General features: G+C 70.8%; 15 protein-coding genes and 1 riboswitch. Of the genes, 7 read left to right on the forward strand and 8 right to left on the reverse strand.

Translation table 11 applies throughout. The features are described 5' to 3' along the window. Positions 1-193: 193 nt before the first annotated feature. The 7 genes from ACZ516_RS23005 to ACZ516_RS23035 all read left to right on the forward strand — a co-directional run bounded on the left by ACZ516_RS23005 (position 194) and on the right by ACZ516_RS23035 (position 8839). Positions 194-2260, forward strand: a complete 2067-nt coding sequence (locus ACZ516_RS23005; RefSeq protein WP_469011536.1) for a carbon starvation CstA family protein — start codon at positions 194-196, stop codon at positions 2258-2260. Between the two features lie 32 nt (positions 2261-2292). Continuing rightward, positions 2293-2490, forward strand: a complete 198-nt coding sequence (locus ACZ516_RS23010; protein ID WP_358697738.1) for a YbdD/YjiX family protein — start codon at positions 2293-2295, stop codon at positions 2488-2490. 110 nt (positions 2491-2600) lie between these two features. Next, positions 2601-2855: a DUF3311 domain-containing protein gene (locus tag ACZ516_RS23015; protein ID WP_358582598.1), complete on the forward strand. Its 255-nt coding sequence runs from the start codon at positions 2601-2603 to the stop codon at positions 2853-2855. Then, positions 2852-4477, forward strand: coding sequence for a monocarboxylate uptake permease MctP (gene mctP / locus ACZ516_RS23020; RefSeq protein ID WP_358582601.1), 1626 nt, complete (start codon positions 2852-2854; stop codon positions 4475-4477). Before ACZ516_RS23015 ends, mctP begins: the two co-directional genes overlap by 4 nt. 103 nt (positions 4478-4580) lie before the next feature. Next, the gene (locus ACZ516_RS23025) at positions 4581-5084 is read left to right on the forward strand and encodes a GNAT family N-acetyltransferase (protein WP_361079514.1); all 504 of its coding nucleotides are present in this window, start codon (positions 4581-4583) and stop codon (positions 5082-5084) included. A 62-nt stretch (positions 5085-5146) separates the two neighbouring features. Next, positions 5147-5269, forward strand: a riboswitch (cobalamin riboswitch). Positions 5270-5402: 133 nt separating this feature from the next. Beyond that, positions 5403-7817, forward strand: coding sequence for a ribonucleoside-diphosphate reductase subunit alpha (locus ACZ516_RS23030; RefSeq protein WP_469011537.1), 2415 nt, complete (start codon positions 5403-5405; stop codon positions 7815-7817). Beyond that, positions 7817-8839 (forward strand): ribonucleotide-diphosphate reductase subunit beta, encoded by a 1023-nt coding sequence (locus tag ACZ516_RS23035; protein ID WP_358582609.1) that lies wholly within the window; start codon positions 7817-7819, stop codon positions 8837-8839. Before ACZ516_RS23030 ends, ACZ516_RS23035 begins: the two co-directional genes overlap by 1 nt. Positions 8840-8904: 65 nt before the next feature. Here ACZ516_RS23035 and ACZ516_RS23040 read toward each other — a convergent pair whose 3' ends face one another. From ACZ516_RS23040 to sigR, 8 genes are all read right to left on the reverse strand, one after another. Further along, positions 8905-10281 (reverse strand): bifunctional albaflavenone monooxygenase/terpene synthase, encoded by a 1377-nt coding sequence (locus ACZ516_RS23040; RefSeq protein ID WP_469011538.1) that lies wholly within the window; start codon positions 10279-10281, stop codon positions 8905-8907. Continuing rightward, on the reverse strand, positions 10278-11390 hold the full coding sequence (gene cyc1, locus ACZ516_RS23045; protein WP_358582615.1) for an epi-isozizaene synthase: 1113 nt from the start codon (positions 11388-11390) through the stop codon (positions 10278-10280). Before cyc1 ends, ACZ516_RS23040 begins: the two co-directional genes overlap by 4 nt. Positions 11391-11689: 299 nt before the next feature. After that, positions 11690-12340 (reverse strand): peptide deformylase, encoded by a 651-nt coding sequence (gene def / locus ACZ516_RS23050; RefSeq protein WP_358697946.1) that lies wholly within the window; start codon positions 12338-12340, stop codon positions 11690-11692. 81 nt (positions 12341-12421) lie between these two features. After that, positions 12422-13402 (reverse strand): tetratricopeptide repeat protein, encoded by a 981-nt coding sequence (locus ACZ516_RS23055; protein WP_358582621.1) that lies wholly within the window; start codon positions 13400-13402, stop codon positions 12422-12424. Between the two features lie 137 nt (positions 13403-13539). Then, positions 13540-14793, reverse strand: a complete 1254-nt coding sequence (locus tag ACZ516_RS23060) for an HD-GYP domain-containing protein (RefSeq protein ID WP_469011611.1) — start codon at positions 14791-14793, stop codon at positions 13540-13542. A 41-nt stretch (positions 14794-14834) separates the two neighbouring features. Next, the gene (locus ACZ516_RS23065) at positions 14835-16208 is read right to left on the reverse strand and encodes an HD-GYP domain-containing protein (RefSeq protein ID WP_469011539.1); all 1374 of its coding nucleotides are present in this window, start codon (positions 16206-16208) and stop codon (positions 14835-14837) included. A gap of 137 nt (positions 16209-16345) precedes the next feature. Further along, positions 16346-16666, reverse strand: a complete 321-nt coding sequence (gene rsrA / locus ACZ516_RS23070; RefSeq protein WP_358588985.1) for a mycothiol system anti-sigma-R factor — start codon at positions 16664-16666, stop codon at positions 16346-16348. Beyond that, positions 16663-17337, reverse strand: a complete 675-nt coding sequence (gene sigR / locus ACZ516_RS23075) for an RNA polymerase sigma factor SigR (protein WP_030780923.1) — start codon at positions 17335-17337, stop codon at positions 16663-16665. The genes rsrA and sigR overlap by 4 nt, the downstream gene beginning before the upstream one ends. Positions 17338-17524: the final 187 nt, after the last annotated feature.

A 17524-nucleotide genomic window follows, 5' to 3' on the forward strand; every position in this document is an offset into this window, starting at 1 on the left:
GGCCCGCTCCCGGGCCGACCCCCGGACCCCTGGGCCGACCCGCACCCCCCCTCGGCCGACCCGCGCACAGGCGGTCTGGCGCGGGCCACCTCCCTGCTCTACGGTCCTCCCGTCATCGCATGAAGCACGTCATCGCATGAAGCACGTCTTCGCATGAAGCACGTCTTCGCATGATGAACGGGAGGACGACCCGGTGCGCAGAGCAGATCCCCGATCCATCGTCGTCTGGTCCCTCGTCGCGCTGGCCGGCGCCACGGGCTGGACCGTGCTGGCCCTCGCGCGCGAGGAGGAGGTGTCGGCCGCCTGGATGGTGGCGGCGGCCCTCGGCTCGTACGCGATCGCGTACCGCTTCTACTCCAAGTTCGTCGCGCACCGGGTCCTCGAGGTCGACGGGACCCGGGCCACCCCCGCCGAGCGGCTCGACGACGGCATCGACTTCCACCCGACCGACCGCCGCGTCCTGCTCGGCCACCACTTCGCGGCGATCGCGGGCGCGGGCCCATTGGTGGGGCCGGTACTGGCCGCCCAGATGGGGTACCTGCCCGGCACCATCTGGATCATCGTCGGCGTGATCTTCGCGGGCGCCGTGCAGGACATGGTGGTGCTGTTCTTCTCGACGCGGCGGGACGGCAGGTCGCTCGGGCAGATGGCACGGGAGGAGATCGGGCCGTTCGGCGGGGCCGCCGCGCTGCTCGCCGCGTTCGCCATCATGATCATCCTGCTGGGTGTGTTCGCCCTGGTGATCGTCAACGCCCTCGCCGCGTCCCCGTGGGGCACCTTCTCCATCGCGATGACCCTCCCGATCGCCCTGTTCATGGGCTTCTACCTTCGCGTCCTGCGTCCGGGGCGGGTCAGCGAGGTCTCCCTCATCGGCGTCGCGCTGCTGCTGGCCGCGCTGGTCGCCGGGCGCCGGGTCGCCGAGTCCTCGCTCGCGGACACCTTCACGCTCGCCCCGTCGACGCTGGTGATCTGGCTGATGGCGTACGGCTTCATCGCCTCGATCCTGCCGGTGTGGATGCTGCTCGCGCCGCGCGACTACCTCTCCACGTTCATGAAGGTCGGCACCATCCTGCTGCTCGCCCTCGGTGTCGTGATCACGCTGCCGACGCTGCGGATGGACCCGGTGACCGACTTCGCCTCGCGCGGCGACGGACCGGTCTTCGCGGGGTCGCTCTTCCCGTTCGTCTTCATCACCATCGCCTGCGGGGCCCTGTCCGGCTTCCACGCGCTGATCTCCTCGGGCACGACGCCGAAGATGATCCAGAAGGAGACGCAGGTCCGGATGATCGGGTACGGCTCCATGCTGATGGAGTCGGCCGTGGCGATCATGGCGCTCGTCGCCGCGTCGATCATCGATCCCGGGCTGTACTTCGCGATGAACGCGCCGGCGGGGGTCGTCGGGGACACCGTGCAGGAGGCGTCGAAGGCCGTCGCGGGCTTCGGGTACTCCCTCTCCCCCGCCGACCTCGCGCAGGCCGCCAAGGACGTGGAGGAGTCCTCGCTGCTCTCGCGCACGGGCGGCGCGCCCACGCTCGCGGTCGGCGTCTCCGAGATCTTCTCCCAGGTCACGGGCGGCTCACTGCGGGCCTTCTGGTATCACTTCGCCATCATGTTCGAGGCGTTGTTCATCCTGACCGCGCTGGACGCGGGCACGCGCGTGGGCCGCTTCATGCTCCAGGACATGCTCGGCAACGTCTGCGAGCCCTTCAAGAGGGTGAGCTGGAAGCCCGGTCTGGTGCTGACCAGCGCCGCCGTCACCGGTCTCTGGGGGTACTTCCTGTGGGTCGGCGTCCATGAGCCGCTCGGCGGGATCAACCAGCTCTTCCCCATCTTCGGCATCGCCAACCAGCTCCTCGCCGCCGTCGCCCTGACCGTCTGCACGACCCTGCTGGTGAAGTCGGGGCGCCTCAAGTGGGCCTGGATCACGGGCGTCCCGCTCGCCTGGGACGTGACGGTGACCCTGACGGCGAGCTGGCAGAAGGTGTTCTCCGGCGACCCCCGGGTGGGGTTCTTCACGCAGCGCTCCCGCTACCGGGACGCCATCGAGGAGGGCCGGATCCTGCCGCCCGCGAAGACCATGGACGACATGCACACCGTCGTCACCAACTCCACGGTGGACGGCGTCCTTTCGGCGGTCCTCGCCCTGCTCGTCGTCGTCGTGATCGTCGACGCGGCGCGGGTGTGCGTGCGGCATGTGCGCGACCCCGCCGCCACCGCGCTGCACGAAGCGCCCTACGTGGAATCGAAGTTGACGGTATGAGCGTCGACGGTACGGGCGTGGTGGTGCGCGCCATGACCATGGCCTCGCGCGGGCTGCGCCGACTGCGGTGGTACGTCCGCGAGTTCACCGGGGAGTCGGCGTACGAGCGGTATGTGGCGCACGTACGCGAGGCGCATCCGGCCGCGCCGGTGCCCAGCCGCCGCGCGTTCGAGCGCATGCGGACGGACCGCCAGGAGTCGGACCCCCGGCAGGGGTTCCGCTGCTGCTGAGCAGGCACGTCGACCAGTCCGTTATCCGGACAGGGGTTCCATACAGCGAGACTGTGGCTTAGATTTCCCGCACGTTAAGCATGGGATAAGTGAGGGAACGGAGCCGCGACATGTCAGATGCGCCTGAAGTGAACAGACCGGTGGTCACACCGGTCCGCGTGGTCATCGCAGCCTGCCTTGTCGCGCCCTTCGTGGCAATGCTCTGGGTGAGTTCATACGCGAAGGTCGAACCGACCTTCATCGGCATCCCGTTCTTCTACTGGTACCAGATGCTCTGGGTGATCATCTCCACCCTGCTCACGATGACCGCGTACAAGCTGTGGCAGCGCGACCAGCGCGCCCGCAAGGAAGGTGGGCGGTCATGAAGGACGGGGTCAACGGCGTCGCGCTCGCCGTCTTCATCTTCTTCTTCGTCGCGGTCACGGTCATGGGCTTCCTCGCCGCCCGCTGGCGCAGGGCCGAGAACCAGAGCCTGGACGAATGGGGCCTCGGCGGCCGGTCGTTCGGCACCTGGGTGACGTGGTTCCTGCTCGGCGGCGACCTCTACACCGCGTACACCTTCGTCGCCGTCCCCGCGGCGATCTACGCGGCGGGCGCGGCCGGCTTCTTCGCGGTGCCGTACACGATCCTCGTCTACCCGCTGATCTTCACCTTCCTGCCGCGCCTGTGGTCGGTCTCGCACAAGCACGGCTATGTGACGACCTCCGACTTCGTGCGCGGACGCTTCGGCTCCAAGGGGCTCTCGCTGGCCGTCGCGGTCACCGGCATCCTCGCCACGATGCCCTACATCGCGCTCCAACTGGTCGGCATCCAGGCCGTCCTGGACGTCATGGGCGTCGGCGGCGGGCCGGACACCAACTGGTTCGTCAAGGACCTGCCGCTGCTGATCGCCTTCGCGGTGCTCGCCGCGTACACCTACTCCTCGGGGTTGCGCGCACCCGCGCTGATCGCGTTCGTGAAGGACGGTCTGATCTACCTCGTCATCGTCGTCGCGATCATCTACATCCCGATCAAGCTCGGCGGCTTCGACGACATCTTCGCCAAGGCCGGTGACGCGTTCGCGCAGACCAACCCGGCGACCGGCAAGCCGCGCGGTGCGCTCGCGCCCGCCGAGGCCGGCCAGTGGACGTACGCGACGCTCGCGCTCGGCTCGGCCCTCGCGCTGTTCATGTACCCGCACTCGATCACCGCGACGCTCTCCTCCAAGAGCCGCGACGTGATCCGGCGCAACACCACCATCCTGCCGCTCTACTCGCTGATGCTCGGCCTGCTCGCCCTGCTCGGCTTCATGGCGATCGCGGCCGGGATCAAGGTGGACAACGGCCAGCTGGCGATCCCCCAGCTCTTCGAGACCATGTTCCCCGACTGGTTCACGGGCGTGGCCTTCGCGGCCATCGGCATCGGCGCGCTGGTCCCCGCGGCCATCATGTCGATCGCGGCCGCGAACCTCTTCACCCGCAACATCTACAAGGACTTCCTCAAGCCCGACGCGACGCCCGAGCAGGAGACCAAGGTCTCCAAGCTGGTCTCGCTGCTGGTGAAGGTGGGCGCGCTGGTCTTCGTCCTCACCATGGACAAGACGGTCGCGATCAACTTCCAGCTCCTGGGCGGCATCTGGATCCTCCAGACCATGCCCGCGCTGGTCGGAGGCCTGTTCACCCGCTGGTTCCACCGCTGGGCGCTGCTCGCGGGCTGGGCGGTCGGCATGGTCTACGGCACGCTGGCCGCGTACGGAGTCGCCTCGCCGACGCAGAAGCACTTCGGCGGTTCGTCCGACTCGATCCCGGGCATCGGCGAGATCGGCTACATCGGCCTCACCGCGTTCGTCCTGAACGTGGTCGTGACGGTGGTCCTCACCTTCGCCATGCGGGCGCTGAAGGCCCCCGACGGCATCGACGAGACCTCCCCCGAGGACTACACCGCGGACGCGGGCGACCCCGGCGTCGTCGAGGAGCTGCCGCCGGCGACCGCGGGCGCCGCGCACTGAGCACGCCCCCGTGACACAGGGCCGCCGTGACCAACGACCCGTGACGAAGGGCCGCCGGAAAATCGGCGGCCCTTCGCCGTGCCCGTGTTGCACACTGCGCCGCATGGACATCAGCGCCCTCACGATCAGACCCGCGCACCCCGACGAGTACGAGGCGCTCGGCGCCCTCACCGCACAGGCCTATCTCGCCGACGGCCACCTGGACTTCGGGGCGGACGACCCCTACCTCGCGGTGCTGCGCGACGTGGCGGCGCGCGCGGCCGCGGCCGAGGTCCTGGTGGCCGCGGCGGACGGCAAGGCGCTCGGCTGCGTCACCTACGTGCCGTCCGGCGGCCCGATGGCCGACATCGCCCGCGCCGGCGAGGCCGAGATCCGCATGCTGGCCGTCTCCCCCGAGGCCCGCGGCAGGGGCGTCGGCGAGACGCTCGTACGGGAGTGCGTGCGGCGCTCCCGGGACGCGGGCCGCACCGGGCTCGTCCTGTCCACCCAGACGTCGATGCGCACCGCCCACCGGCTGTACGAGCGCCTGGGCTTCCGGCGCACGCCCGAGCGCGACTGGAGGCCCATCGAGACGGTGCCGCTGCTGGCGTACATGCTGACGTTGTAGGCACCGCACCCCGCGAGCCGACACAAGATGTGGGCCCGCCTCCAGGGCCCGGCACAAGATGTATGCTCGTGCTCGCTGTCGCCGCAGGGGAATCCGGTGCAAGTCCGGAACTGTCCCGCAACGGTGCATGTGTACGCATTCGGCGTACGCGGAGTCCGAGGACCTGCCGACAGCGCACCCGTACCGTCCGGTCCGGGTGCCGACCGTCCGGGCCTCGTGGAGTGGGCCGGTGGACGCGGTACGCCGCCCTGCCCGGGTGCGCCCGTGTGCGCCCATCCCTCCCCCCTGGCCCAGAGCCGAGCGAGGGAGTGCCCCCACGTGACCATCGCGCCTGCCGAACCCGCGTCAGCGCCGTCGACGCCTTCGGTGCCGACCCTTCAGGACGCCGAAGGAACCGACGGGCCGGGGACCGCGCTGCTGCGCACCCTGACCGACCTCACCGCCGACCTGCCCGACGCCGACCCCGGCCGGGTGGCCGCCGCCGCGCTGCGCGGCCGCTCGGCGCGGGCCGACGAGGCCGAGCTGCGGGCGCTGGCCACCGAGGCGGCCGCGGGGCTCATCTCCGAGGACCCGGCGTACTCCAAGCTGGCGGCGCGGCTCCTGTCGATCGGCATCCGCGAGGAGGCGGCGACGCAGGGCGTGCGCTCCTTCACCGACTCCGTCGCGGTCGGCCACCGCGAGGGCCTGATCGCCGACCGCACGGCGTCCTTCGTGACGGCGCACGCGGCCCGGCTCGACGCTTTGGTGGAGGGCGCGCTCGCCGACGGCGCCGACTTCCGCTTCGAGTACTTCGGCCTGCGCACGCTGCACAGCCGCTATCTGCTGCGCCACCCGATCACCCGGCAGGTCATCGAGACCCCGCAGCACTTCATGCTGCGCGTGGCGAGCGGCCTGGCGGAGGACGGCAGCGAGCGGGCGCTCGACGAGGTCGCCGCGCTGTACCGCCTGATGAGCCGCCTGGACTATCTGCCGTCCTCGCCGACGCTCTTCAACTCCGGCACCCGCCACCCGCAGATGTCCTCCTGCTACCTCCTCGACTCCCCGCTGGACGAGCTGGACTCCATCTACGACCGCTACCACCAGGTCGCGCGGCTCTCCAAGCACGCGGGCGGCATCGGACTCTCGTACTCCCGCATCCGTTCCCGGGGTTCGCTGATCCGCGGCACGAACGGGCACTCCAACGGCATCGTGCCGTTCCTGAAGACCCTGGACGCCTCGGTCGCCGCCGTGAACCAGGGCGGCCGGCGCAAGGGGGCCGCCGCGGTCTACCTGGAGACGTGGCACTCCGACATCGAGGAGTTCCTGGAGCTGCGCGACAACACCGGTGAGGACGCGCGGCGCACGCACAACCTCAACCTCGCGCACTGGATCCCGGACGAGTTCATGCGCCGGGTCGCCGCCGACCAGGACTGGTCGCTGTTCTCCCCGGCCGACGTGCCCGAGCTGGTCGACCTGTGGGGCGAGGAGTTCGACGCCGCCTACCGCGAGGCCGAGGCCGCCGGGCTCGCGAAGAAGACCATCCCGGCCCGCGATCTGTACGGCCGCATGATGCGCACCCTCGCGCAGACCGGAAACGGCTGGATGACGTTCAAGGACGCCGCCAACCGCACCGCCAACCAGACGGCGGAGCCCGGCCACACCGTGCACTCCTCCAACCTCTGCACGGAGATCCTGGAGGTCACGGACGACGGCGAGACGGCCGTGTGCAACCTCGGCTCGGTGAACCTCGGCGCCTTCGTGGACGCGGCGAGCGGCGACATCGACTGGGAGCGCCTCGACGAGACCGTCCGCACCGCCGTCACCTTCCTCGACCGCGTCGTGGACATCAACTTCTACCCGACCGAGCAGGCGGGGCGCTCCAACGCCAAGTGGCGCCCGGTGGGCCTCGGCGCGATGGGCCTCCAGGACGTCTTCTTCCGGCTGAAGCTGCCCTTCGACTCCCCCGAGGCGCGTGCCCTCTCCACCCGCATCGCCGAGCGGATCATGCTCGCCGCGTACGAGGCCTCCGCCGACCTCGCCGTCCGCAACGGCCCGCTCCCCGCCTGGGAGAAGACCCGCACCGCGCGGGGCGTGCTGCACCCGGACCACTACGGCGTCGAGCTGACCTGGCCGGAGCGGTGGGCGGCGCTGCGGGAACGTATCGCCGAGACCGGCATGCGCAACTCGCTGCTGCTGGCCATCGCGCCGACCGCCACCATCGCCTCCATCGCGGGCGTGTACGAGTGCATCGAGCCGCAGGTCTCCAACCTCTTCAAGCGCGAGACGCTCAGCGGGGAGTTCCTTCAGGTCAACGCCTACCTCGTGCAGGAGCTGAAGCGGCTCGGCGTGTGGGACGCGCAGACCCGCGAGGCGCTGCGCGAGGCCAACGGCTCGGTGCAGGGCTTCGGCTGGATCCCCGAGGACGTCCGCGCGCTGTACCGCACCGCGTGGGAGATCCCGCAGCGCGGCCTGATCGACATGGCCGCCGCGCGCACCCCGTTCCTCGACCAGGCGCAGTCGCTCAACCTCTTCCTGGAGACGCCGACCATCGGCAAGCTCTCCTCGATGTACGCCTACGCCTGGCAGCGGGGTCTGAAGACCACGTACTACCTGCGCTCGCGCCCCGCCACCCGCATCGCCCGCGCGGCCGGCTCCGGCACCGCCACCACCGCCCCCGTCCCCGCGCAGGTCACGGCCGAGGAGGCCGTCGCCTGCTCCCTGGAAAACCCCGAGTCCTGCGAGGCCTGCCAGTAATGAGCACCACGACGAACAGCGAGAAGAACCTGCTCGACCCGGGCTTCGAGCTGACCCTGCGCCCCATGCGCTACCCGGACTTCTACGAGCGCTACCGGGACGCGATCAAGAACACCTGGACGGTGGAGGAGGTCGACCTGCACTCGGACGTCGCCGACCTGGCGAAGATGACGCCCGAGGAGCAGCACCTGATCGGCCGCCTCGTCGCGTTCTTCGCGACCGGCGACTCGATCGTCTCCAACAACCTCGTGCTGACCCTCTACAAGCACATCAACTCCCCCGAGGCGCGGCTGTACCTGAGCCGTCAGCTGTTCGAGGAGGCCGTGCACGTCCAGTTCTATCTGACGCTGCTCGACACGTATCTGCCCGATCCGCAGGACCGGGCGGCCGCGTTCGACGCGGTCGAGGAGATCCCCTCGATCCGCGAGAAGGCGCAGTTCTGCTTCAAGTGGATGGACTCGGTCGAGAAGCTGGACCGGCTGGAGACGCAGGCCGACCGCCGCCGCTTCCTGCTCAACCTCATCTGCTTCGCCGCGTGCATCGAGGGCCTGTTCTTCTACGGTGCCTTCGCCTACGTCTACTGGTTCCGCAGCCGCGGTCTGCTGCACGGCCTGGCGACCGGCACGAACTGGGTGTTCCGCGACGAGACGATGCACATGAGCTTCGCCTTCGACGTGGTGGACACGGTCCGCAAGGAGGAGCCCGAGCTGTTCGACGACGCGCTCCGGACGCAGGTCACGGACATGCTGAAGGAGGCCGTCGAGGCGGAGCTGCAGTTCGCCCGCGATCTGTGCGGTGAGGGTCTGCCGGGCATGAACACCGACTCGATGCGCGCCTACCTGGAGTGCGTCGCCGACCAGCGCCTCCAGCGCCTCGGCTTCGCGCCGGTCTACGGCTCGCAGAACCCGTTCTCCTTCATGGAGCTGCAAGGCGTGCAGGAGCTGACCAACTTCTTCGAGCGGCGCCCGTCGGCGTACCAGGTCGCGGTCGAGGGTTCGGTCTCCTTCGACGACGAGTTCTAGGGACGGCTGCCACGCACGGGTGGGCCCGCCCCGTCACGGGGGGCGGGGCGGGCCCACACGGCGGCTCAGCGCGGCTCGGCGCGCAGGACGAGCCGCTTGGGGTGCAGGGTGATGCCGACCCGCGTGCCCGTGTCGGTCTCCGCGACCGGCGCCAGGTGCCACCTCGGCACCACCGTGCCCAGGATCAGGGCCAGTTCGGCCAGGCTGAAGTGGTCCCCGGGGCACTTCCGGTTGCCGACGCTGAACGGCATCATCGCGAACTCCGGTACGTCCTGGGCGCGTTCGGGGAGCCAGCGGTCCGGGTCGAACTCCAGGTGCCGCTCGAAGGAACGCGGGTCGCGCTGCATCGCGTACACGCTGTAGACGATGTCCGCGCCGGCGGGAATGCGATAGCCGCCCAGCTCGGCCTCGGTCACGGACCGGCGCGTGAATATCCAGGCGGCCGGGCGTATGCGCATCGCCTCGGTGATGACATTGCGCAGGTGCGGCAGGGATCCCAGATCGGCGAATGTGATCGCGCGCTCCCCCGCCACGGAATTTACTTCTTCAACCAACCGCCTTTCCTGCTCAGGGTGTTCGGCGAGCAGATGGAACGTCCACGCCAGTGTGGACGCGACATTCTCCGCTCCGGCGACGACGAGGGAAACCACGTGATCGTGGATCTCCTGATCGGTCAGCGGCTCCCCCGAATCGTCCCTGGCCCGCAGCAATTCCGCGAGCAGGTCCTGCGGGCCGCCGGGGCCGGCCGCGCGGCGCTCCCGGACGATCTCGTCGACCAGCGCGTGCAGATCGGCCAGCGCGTTCTCGAAGCGCCGGTTGGCGGGTGTCGGCACGCGGTAGAGCGGCCCGACGGAGAGCACCATCCGGCGGTAGAGGCCCTGGAAGACGGTGTGCAGCGAGTCGGCGATGCGGTCCGCCTTCTCGCCGATCGAGTCGACCTCCAGGAGCGAGCGCGAGACGATGCGCACGGCCGTGCGGAACATCTCCGCGCTCACGTCGACCGTGACGCCCGGCCGCCAGCGGGCCGCCGTGGCGCGCGCCTCCTCCTCCATCACCTTGGCGTAGTCGGCGATCCGCTCGGGCCGGAACGCGGGCTGCATCATCCGGCGCTGACGCCGGTGCAGCTTGCCGTTGCTGGTCGCCACGCCCTTGCCGAGGAGCACTTCGAGGGTGTCCCACAGCGGTCCGCCGACGATGAACTCGGGGCGCTTGAGCATCGCGCCGACGAGTTCTGGGTCGCACACCGCGTAGGCGGTCCTCGGCCCCAGCCGGATCCGTACGAGGTCTCCATGGTCCCGCAGCGCGGACAGGAAGCCGAGCGGGTCGCGCACCAGGTGCCAGGCGTGGCCGAGTACGGGGACAGCGCCGCGGACCAGCGGCGGGGTGCGCAGCGGGCCGGATCCCGGGGCGGCCGGCGCGGGTGTCGCGGATTCGACGCTCATTCCTCACCCACCAGTTCGTTTTCCGCCAGGACGTCTTCCGTGACATACGGGGGGATGGACCGGTCGTCCCAGCTGTCCACCCGATAGCGGCCGGATTCGTGATGGAACCAGTACACGGAAGAGAACCAGTTCCGCATGTTGAAGACGCAGGATTTCACCGCGTCCGCGAGCTCTTTTCCTTCGACGGTCCCGTCGCTCAATTCCTCGACGAGTCCCAGCACTTCCTGTTCGGCCGCGAGGAAATCGGTGACGCAGCGACCGACGCGCCGGTGGACTTCCCGTACGGCTTCTTCGAGCGTCAACCCCTCGTGGTGAATGAGGCTGATCCCGAGATTGTGCAGTTCGTCTCCCGCGAGTTCCTTGGGGAGCGAGCACAGGTCGTTGTACCAGGCCGAGAAGTCCTGGGTGGCCAATGCCGCCCGTCGGTAGGCGGGGTGCTTCCTCACGGAGCGCGGCAGTTCGCGGCGCGCGGTGGGTTCGAGCAGGTCGATCCACGCCCAGTGCGCGAACGTGAGGCGGCGCAGCTCCACGTACGCCTCGACGGTGGGGACCACGCCCCCGCGCCGGTTTTCGAACTCCTGGTCGTAGGCGTCGATCACGGGGTGGAAGTGGCGGGCGAACCTCGTGTTCCAGCTGGGTCCGAGGAAGGAGTACAGGCGGCGGACGCAGTCGGCGAACCCGGCGATCAGCGGGTCGCGGTGGCGCAGGTGGAGCCGGGGGGCGTCCAGGGCGCCGTGCAGGCCCTGGCACAGCCGCCGCCACTGCTCCGCCCTGCCGTGCACGGAGTCCCGGTCGTGCCGGTCGTCCCAGGCGAAGAACCAGCTGCTGAGGTCCGCTATCGCGGTCAGCAGCGCGTCCGGCGCGCCAATGTAGTAGCCCGCCACCAGGTCGGTGTAGCAGAGGCTGTCCGCGTACCGCTCGACCTTGTCCGGCGGCATGAGGCGCATTTCGCGCAACCAGCTCCTGGACTTCTCCTGAAGCTTTGGCCAATACGGATGCAGGCGGCGCGGAAACGCGGCCTCGATCACCGGAAGGGCCAGCGCCGGTGGGACCGATACCGCCTGTGTGTGTGGCTGTGTCTGTGAAGTGCTTCCGGAATATGCAGGCACGGACAAACCCCTTTCAGCCGCCTGAGCGGCGCACGCCCTTCCGCTGTGCCGGGCGCGCGCCGTTGCGTATCCCCGCGCTTTCCATTCAGCACCACAACTGACCGTTCAGGGAACAGTTTTGCGCCATTCACTACCCCCGAGTGCCGAGAACGTCCCCGTACGTGACCGAATATGGATCTTCGTCAGCCGGTTTCGCTCGCACAGGTGAGCGGCTCATGCCAGCGGCCCCTGGTCGGGGAGTTCCCGACCAGGGGCCGCTCGTGTCACGCGGGTCCCGCGCCGCTCAGGCGTCGCGCCCGTCAGTCGTTCGGCACCACGGGGTAGCGCGGTGTGCCCTCCGCCATCTGGCGCAGCGCGTCCTTGCGCTCCCGCTTGGAGAGGCGGTCGATGTACAGGTAGCCGTACAGGTGGTCCGTCTCGTGCTGCAGGCAGCGGGCGAAGTAGCCGCCGCCGCGCACCTTGATGGGGTTGCCCTTCTCGTCCTGGCCCCTCACCTCGGCGTAGTCCGGGCGGGCCAGATCGGCGTAGGCGGTGGGCACGGAGAGGCAGCCCTCGCCCGAGTCGTCCAGGCGGCGGCGCTCGGCGGGCAGCTCGGTCAGGACCGGGTTGCAGACCACACCGACGTGGCGCACGCCCTCGTCGTCCATGCAGTCGTAGACGAAGACCTTCAGGTCGACGCCGATCTGGTTGGCCGCGAGGCCCACGCCCTGGGCGGTGCGCTGGCTGGCGAACATGTCGTCGACCAGCTTGGCGAGATCGTCGTCGAAGGCCGTGACGTCCTTGCACTCCTTGTGCAGGACCGGGTTGCCGACGACCGTGATCGGCCGGGACGTGCCGCGCTCGCGGTAGGCCGTCTCGCGCTCCTCGCAGTCCTCCGTGTCGATGACGAAGCCCTCGTCGTCGACGGGGAGCACCCCGCCGGAGGCCTGCTGCTCAGTGTCCTGCGCCATGTCCGCCGTAAGCCTTCCGTGAAACCCTCAAGAGTTTGTGCCGGTACAGCCTACGGCGAAGTGTCGACCGGCTTCCTCGGGTCAGCAGACCTCTTCGAGGTCCCGCCAGTCGCGCGAGTCCGGGCTGTCCGCCACCCAGCTGTCGAGGAGCCCGCGCACCAGGGCGGCGGGCGCGGCGATGCCGCACTCGCGCTCCGGCACCCAGACCGCCCCCGGGCTGCGGTGGCCGAGCGGGCCCGGGTGGCCCGGTTCGCTGTGGTCGTGCGGGTCCAGGTGCTCGCCGTCGCCCTCGTCGCTCGGCATCCGCGACTCCGAGCACATGCGGCACAGCAGCCGCACCGAGGAGGACCAGTCCTCGGCGGCGAAGCCCGCGTCGGCCGCGAGCCGCTCCAGGGCGTCCCGGTCGTCCTCGGTGGCGGCCTCCAGGAGGACCACCCACGTCGGCACGGGCGAGGGCGCCCACAGCTCGATCTCGTCGAAGACGGGGTACGAGTGGCCGGCCGCCGTCGTCCGCTCGCCGTGCGGGACGCCGTCGTGCAGCACGACCTCGCCCCAGCGCCGCCCGGAGGAGGGCAGCGGGATGGACAGCACCTCTATGCGGGCGGGGTCCAGCCTGCGGCCCCACACCACCTCCGCCTCGCCCTCCGGGGAGAGCCGCACGGCCGCGCTGCCCAGCTCCATGCCCGAGGGCTCGCCGGACGCCGCGACCCCGCCGGGCACCTTCAGGCCGTACGCCTGCCAGGCGCGGCGGGCCAGCGGCCAGTCCTGCAGCGCCGTCGCCGCGATGCCCACGTTCCACCAGTCCGGGGCGCCCGCCGAGCGGTCCAGGAGCGCCACGGCCCGCAGTCCCGCGGCCCGCGCCTGCTCCCAGTCGTGCCGGAACTTGTGCAGGAGCGCGAGGTTGAACCAGGACTCGGACAGCCAGGGTTCGAGATCCGCCGCGCGCGTGAGCAGCGCTCCCGCGTCCTCGTACCGGCCGTCGCCGATCAGCGTGAAGGCGCGGTCGGTCGCCTGCCGCCATGAGGCGGAGGGCCGGTGCCGTCCCTTGCCGAAGATCCTCACGATTCCCGCCTGATTCCCGCCTGTCACGATTTGTGGAGTCCCATCTTGCGAAGGCGCGGCGTCGGGTCGATGCCCCCGCGCACCCTCTTCTTCGCATCCAACCACGTACGGTCGGACAGCCGCTCATTACCCATGGGTTACCCAGCCGGGGGCGAGCTAAGGCCGCCCCTGGACACCACCCTCGCCAGGGACTCCACGACCTCGGGCTGATAGTCGCGGCCGGTGCCCAGCCGCAGCCTCTCCAGAGCGTGCAGCGGACCGCCGAGCGCCCCCGTGGGTCCTTCTCCCCGCGCCATCTCGTCGTACGCGTTCGCCGTGCGCACAATACGGGCGGTGAGCGGCTGGTGGCAGTAGGGGTCGGCCTGGCGCTCCACGACGACGGCCACCGCGGAGTCCACCCCGGTCTGGCGCACCACGGCGCCGCCGAGCAGGGCGATGCGGCGCTGCTGCTCCTCGGGCAGGGCGGCGGTGGCGCCCTCGGGCACGGGGTCGACGAGGGAGAGCTGCCCGATGTCGTGCATCAGCGCCGCGTACTCGAGAACGGTGAGGTCCTGACCGCAGAGCCCGAGGTCCCGCCCGACGGCGCGGCTGAGCCCGGCGACGCGGTGGGCGTGGCCCTGCGGGGTGTACCCGGCGATCTCGGTGGCCCTGGCCAGCGACGCGATGGTCTGCCGGTAGGTGGCCCGCACGGCCGCGTAGCGCCGGTAGGAGAGCTGGGTGAGCAGCAGCGGCAGGCTGAACACGGGCAGTGCCCACAGGCCGGCCACGGCGACGCCGAGCGCCATCACGGCCCCCGTCGCGCAGACGGCGGAGCCGATGCCGAGCATGGCCCGCAGTTCGTCGCGCAGGAGCGGCCCGAACGGCCAGCGGGTGCGGGCGCGCGCCATCGCGGCGGCGAGGACGGCGTCGCAGAGCGCGGTGAGGACGAGGAGGGTGACGATGACGAGCGCGAACCAGGGGCCGTGGCCGACCCAGTGCTTCAACTTGCCCGCGTTGTAGAGGGGTTGGAAGCAGGCCGCGGCGAACGCGACGGTCAGCACGCGCCGCGCCATGTCGTCGGGCGTGGGCCCGTGGCCCAGTGCCACATGCGGCACGGCGCCCACCAGGGCGGCCGCGACGACCACGGCGATCACCTGGAGCCCGCCGTGGTGCGTGGCCGTTCCGGCGTTCTGCCCCAGCAAGGCGTACGCCAGGGCGCCCGCGGCCCCGAGCGGTGCGGGCTCCCGCTCGCTCTCGCTGCCCCCGCTGCCCCAGCGGGCCAGCTCACCGAGGGTGATCAGCACCCCGAAGGCGAGCGCGACCGGCCGTTCGGCGACGCCGTGCCACAGGGTCCAGGTGAGCGAGACGACGGCGAGCAGGCCGGCGAGGGCGCGGGCCGCCGTGCTGGGCAGCCGCTGTGCGCGGGAGGCGGCGCGCCCCCCGGCGTGCGCCGTCACGGGGCGCCCGGCCCGCGCGCCGCGGGCGCGGCGGCCAGGCGCGCGGGCGGTACGTTTCCGCTCTGGTCGGCGCCGTGCCCAAGGTCGCGGGCCGGGACGTCGGAGGTGACTTCCGGATGCCAGCCGTCCCGGCCGAGCGCCCGGGTGAGGGCGGCGACCATCGCGGGGTCGAACTGCTCTCCGGCGCACCGGGCCAGCTCCTCCAGCGCGGCGGACACCGGCCGGGCACGCCGGTAGGACCGGGTGGACGTCATCGCGTCGAAGGCGTCGGCGACGGCCACCACCCGGGCGGACTCGGGGATCTGCCGCCCGGTGAGGCCGTAGGGGTAGCCGCTGCCGTCGATCCGCTCGTGGTGGTGCAGGATGGCCGCCCGCGCCTCGCCGAGGAAGCCGATGCCGCGCACCATCTCGTGCCCGTACTCGGGGTGGAGTTCGATGACGCGCCGCTCCTGGGGCGTCAGGGGGCCGTCCTTGCGCAACAGGCGGGTGGGCACGCCCAGTTTGCCGACGTCGTGCAGGATGCCGGCGAACCGCAGGACCTCGACGCGCTCGTCGTCCATGCCCAGCTCCCGGGCGATCATGACCGAGGCGCGGCCGACCCGCTCGCTGTGGCCGCGGGTGTACCTGTCCTTGAGGTCGACGGCCTGGACGAGGGCCCGGATGGTGGCCTGGTGGGCGGCCCGCTCCCGGTGGTACTGCGCGAAGACCCAGCACGAGACGCCCATCGGGAGCAGCACGAGCAGCGCCGCCGGGGGCCCGTACGGGCTGGTCCACAGGACCGCCATCATCAGCCCGGCCAGTCCGTGCACCGCCACGGGCGCGAGGGAGCGCGGCAGGAGTCCGCGCCAGGCGGTCCGCGGCGGCAGCCTCTCGGCGGTCGCGAGGATCCCGGCGTCCAGGGCGGCGAGCACGGCGCAGAAGGCGAGGACGGCGGCGCCGGCAGGCCCCAGGACGTGCGGGAAGTCGCACGCGGCGCGGGCGGCGGGTCCGCCGAGCGCGCCGTACACGTGGGCCGCGCTCCAGGTGGCGAGGACGAGCTGCGCGCCGCGCCACAGGCGGCGCACCCGGCGCGGACGCCGGTCGATCCGGGCGAACAGCGCGCCCGGCACGGCGACGAGGGCGGCGGCCGAGGGCGGCAGCAGGAACACCCCGGCGAGCAGCACCGGGAAGAAGGTGCCGAGGCCCCCGGGGACGCGGCGCCCGATGAAGCGGCACCGGCCGGTCTGCTCACACCCGGCGTAGAGCACCGCGAGGAGCGCGACGGCGGGCCAGGGGGTGCGGCCGCCGCTCAGGGCCGGTGCGAGGCAGGCGGCACCGGCCAGGGCGACGCCCAGGATGTACACGCGGGCCCACGCCGGCACCGACCGCATGGAGTTCTCCTCCCCGTTCCAGGTCCTGCGACCCAGTCGTCCGGGTCGCGAGACCCAGCTCCGGAGAGTAGAACGGCCACCTCGCGGTCAGCGCCCGACAGCGGCGAATTAGCACATTCGAGTGACGCTGCGGTGTTTCACGCCTCCGAGGCCCGCACTCCCGGTGCGGTGTCCTGGCTGACGTCCTGGTCGGGCACGGCCTGTCCGGAGCGGATGAGGTCGATGCGCCCCATGACCTTGGCCCGCAGGTCGATCGGGACGTCGTCCTGGCCGCAGCACCGCTTGACCAGCTTCTTCACCGCCTGCTCCAGACCGTACTTCTCCAGGCACGGCGAGCACTCCTCGAAGTGCGTCTCGAACTTGGTGCAGTCGCTGTCCGGCATCTCGTGGTCCAGGAACTCATAGAGATGGTCCAGGACTTCACTGCAGTCAGTCTCGTGCGGCTCTCCGCAGCTCATGAGCCCGAGCCTTTCGTTCCGTTCGACTCGCCGGCGCCGGCCGGGACGAGCCCGCGCTCACGGGCGTAGTCCTCCAGCATGCCGCGCAGTTGGCGTCGGCCGCGGTGCAGCCGGGACATCACCGTACCGATGGGTGTCCCCATGATGTCCGCGATCTCCTTGTACGCAAAGCCCTCTACATCGGCCAGATAGACGGCGATGCGGAATTCCTCGGGAATCGCCTGGAGCGCCTGCTTCACGTCCGAGTCGGGCAGGTGGTCCAGCGCCTGCGACTCGGCGGAGCGCAGACCGGTGGACATGTGCGACTCGGCGCGCGCGAGCTGCCAGTCCTCGATCTCCTCGGCGGCGCTGCGCTGGGGCTCGCGCTGCTTCTTGCGGTAGGAGTTGATGAAGGTGTTCGTGAGGATGCGGTACAGCCACGCCTTGAGGTTGGTGCCCTCGCGGAACTGGTGGAACGACGCGTACGCCTTGGCGTAGGTCTCCTGGACCAGATCCTCCGCGTCCGCCGGGTTGCGGGTCATGCGCAGCGCGGCGGAGTACATCTGGTCGAGGAACGTCAGCGCGTCCCGCTCGAAACGGGCCGTGCGCTCCGCGGCCGTCTCAGAGCCCTCTTCGGGGCGCTCCGCCTGGCCGTGCTCGGTCCCTGCGTCGGTCCCTGTGACCGGACCCACCTCCTCCAACGACGTGGTGAGGCCGAAAGCAGCCCCACTCGAATCGGAGGATAGACGACGATCCGCTCCGCGCGCCGCCCGAATAGTTGCGTTTTTGGGTGCGCTCAAGACCGTCCACTCCAGGTCAGCGGCGCTGGAGCGGTTCGGGCAGATGGTCGAACCCATGCGGCGGACTCCCTCTCGTACC

It is taken from the genome of Streptomyces sp. NPDC034037, assembly GCF_055575715.1.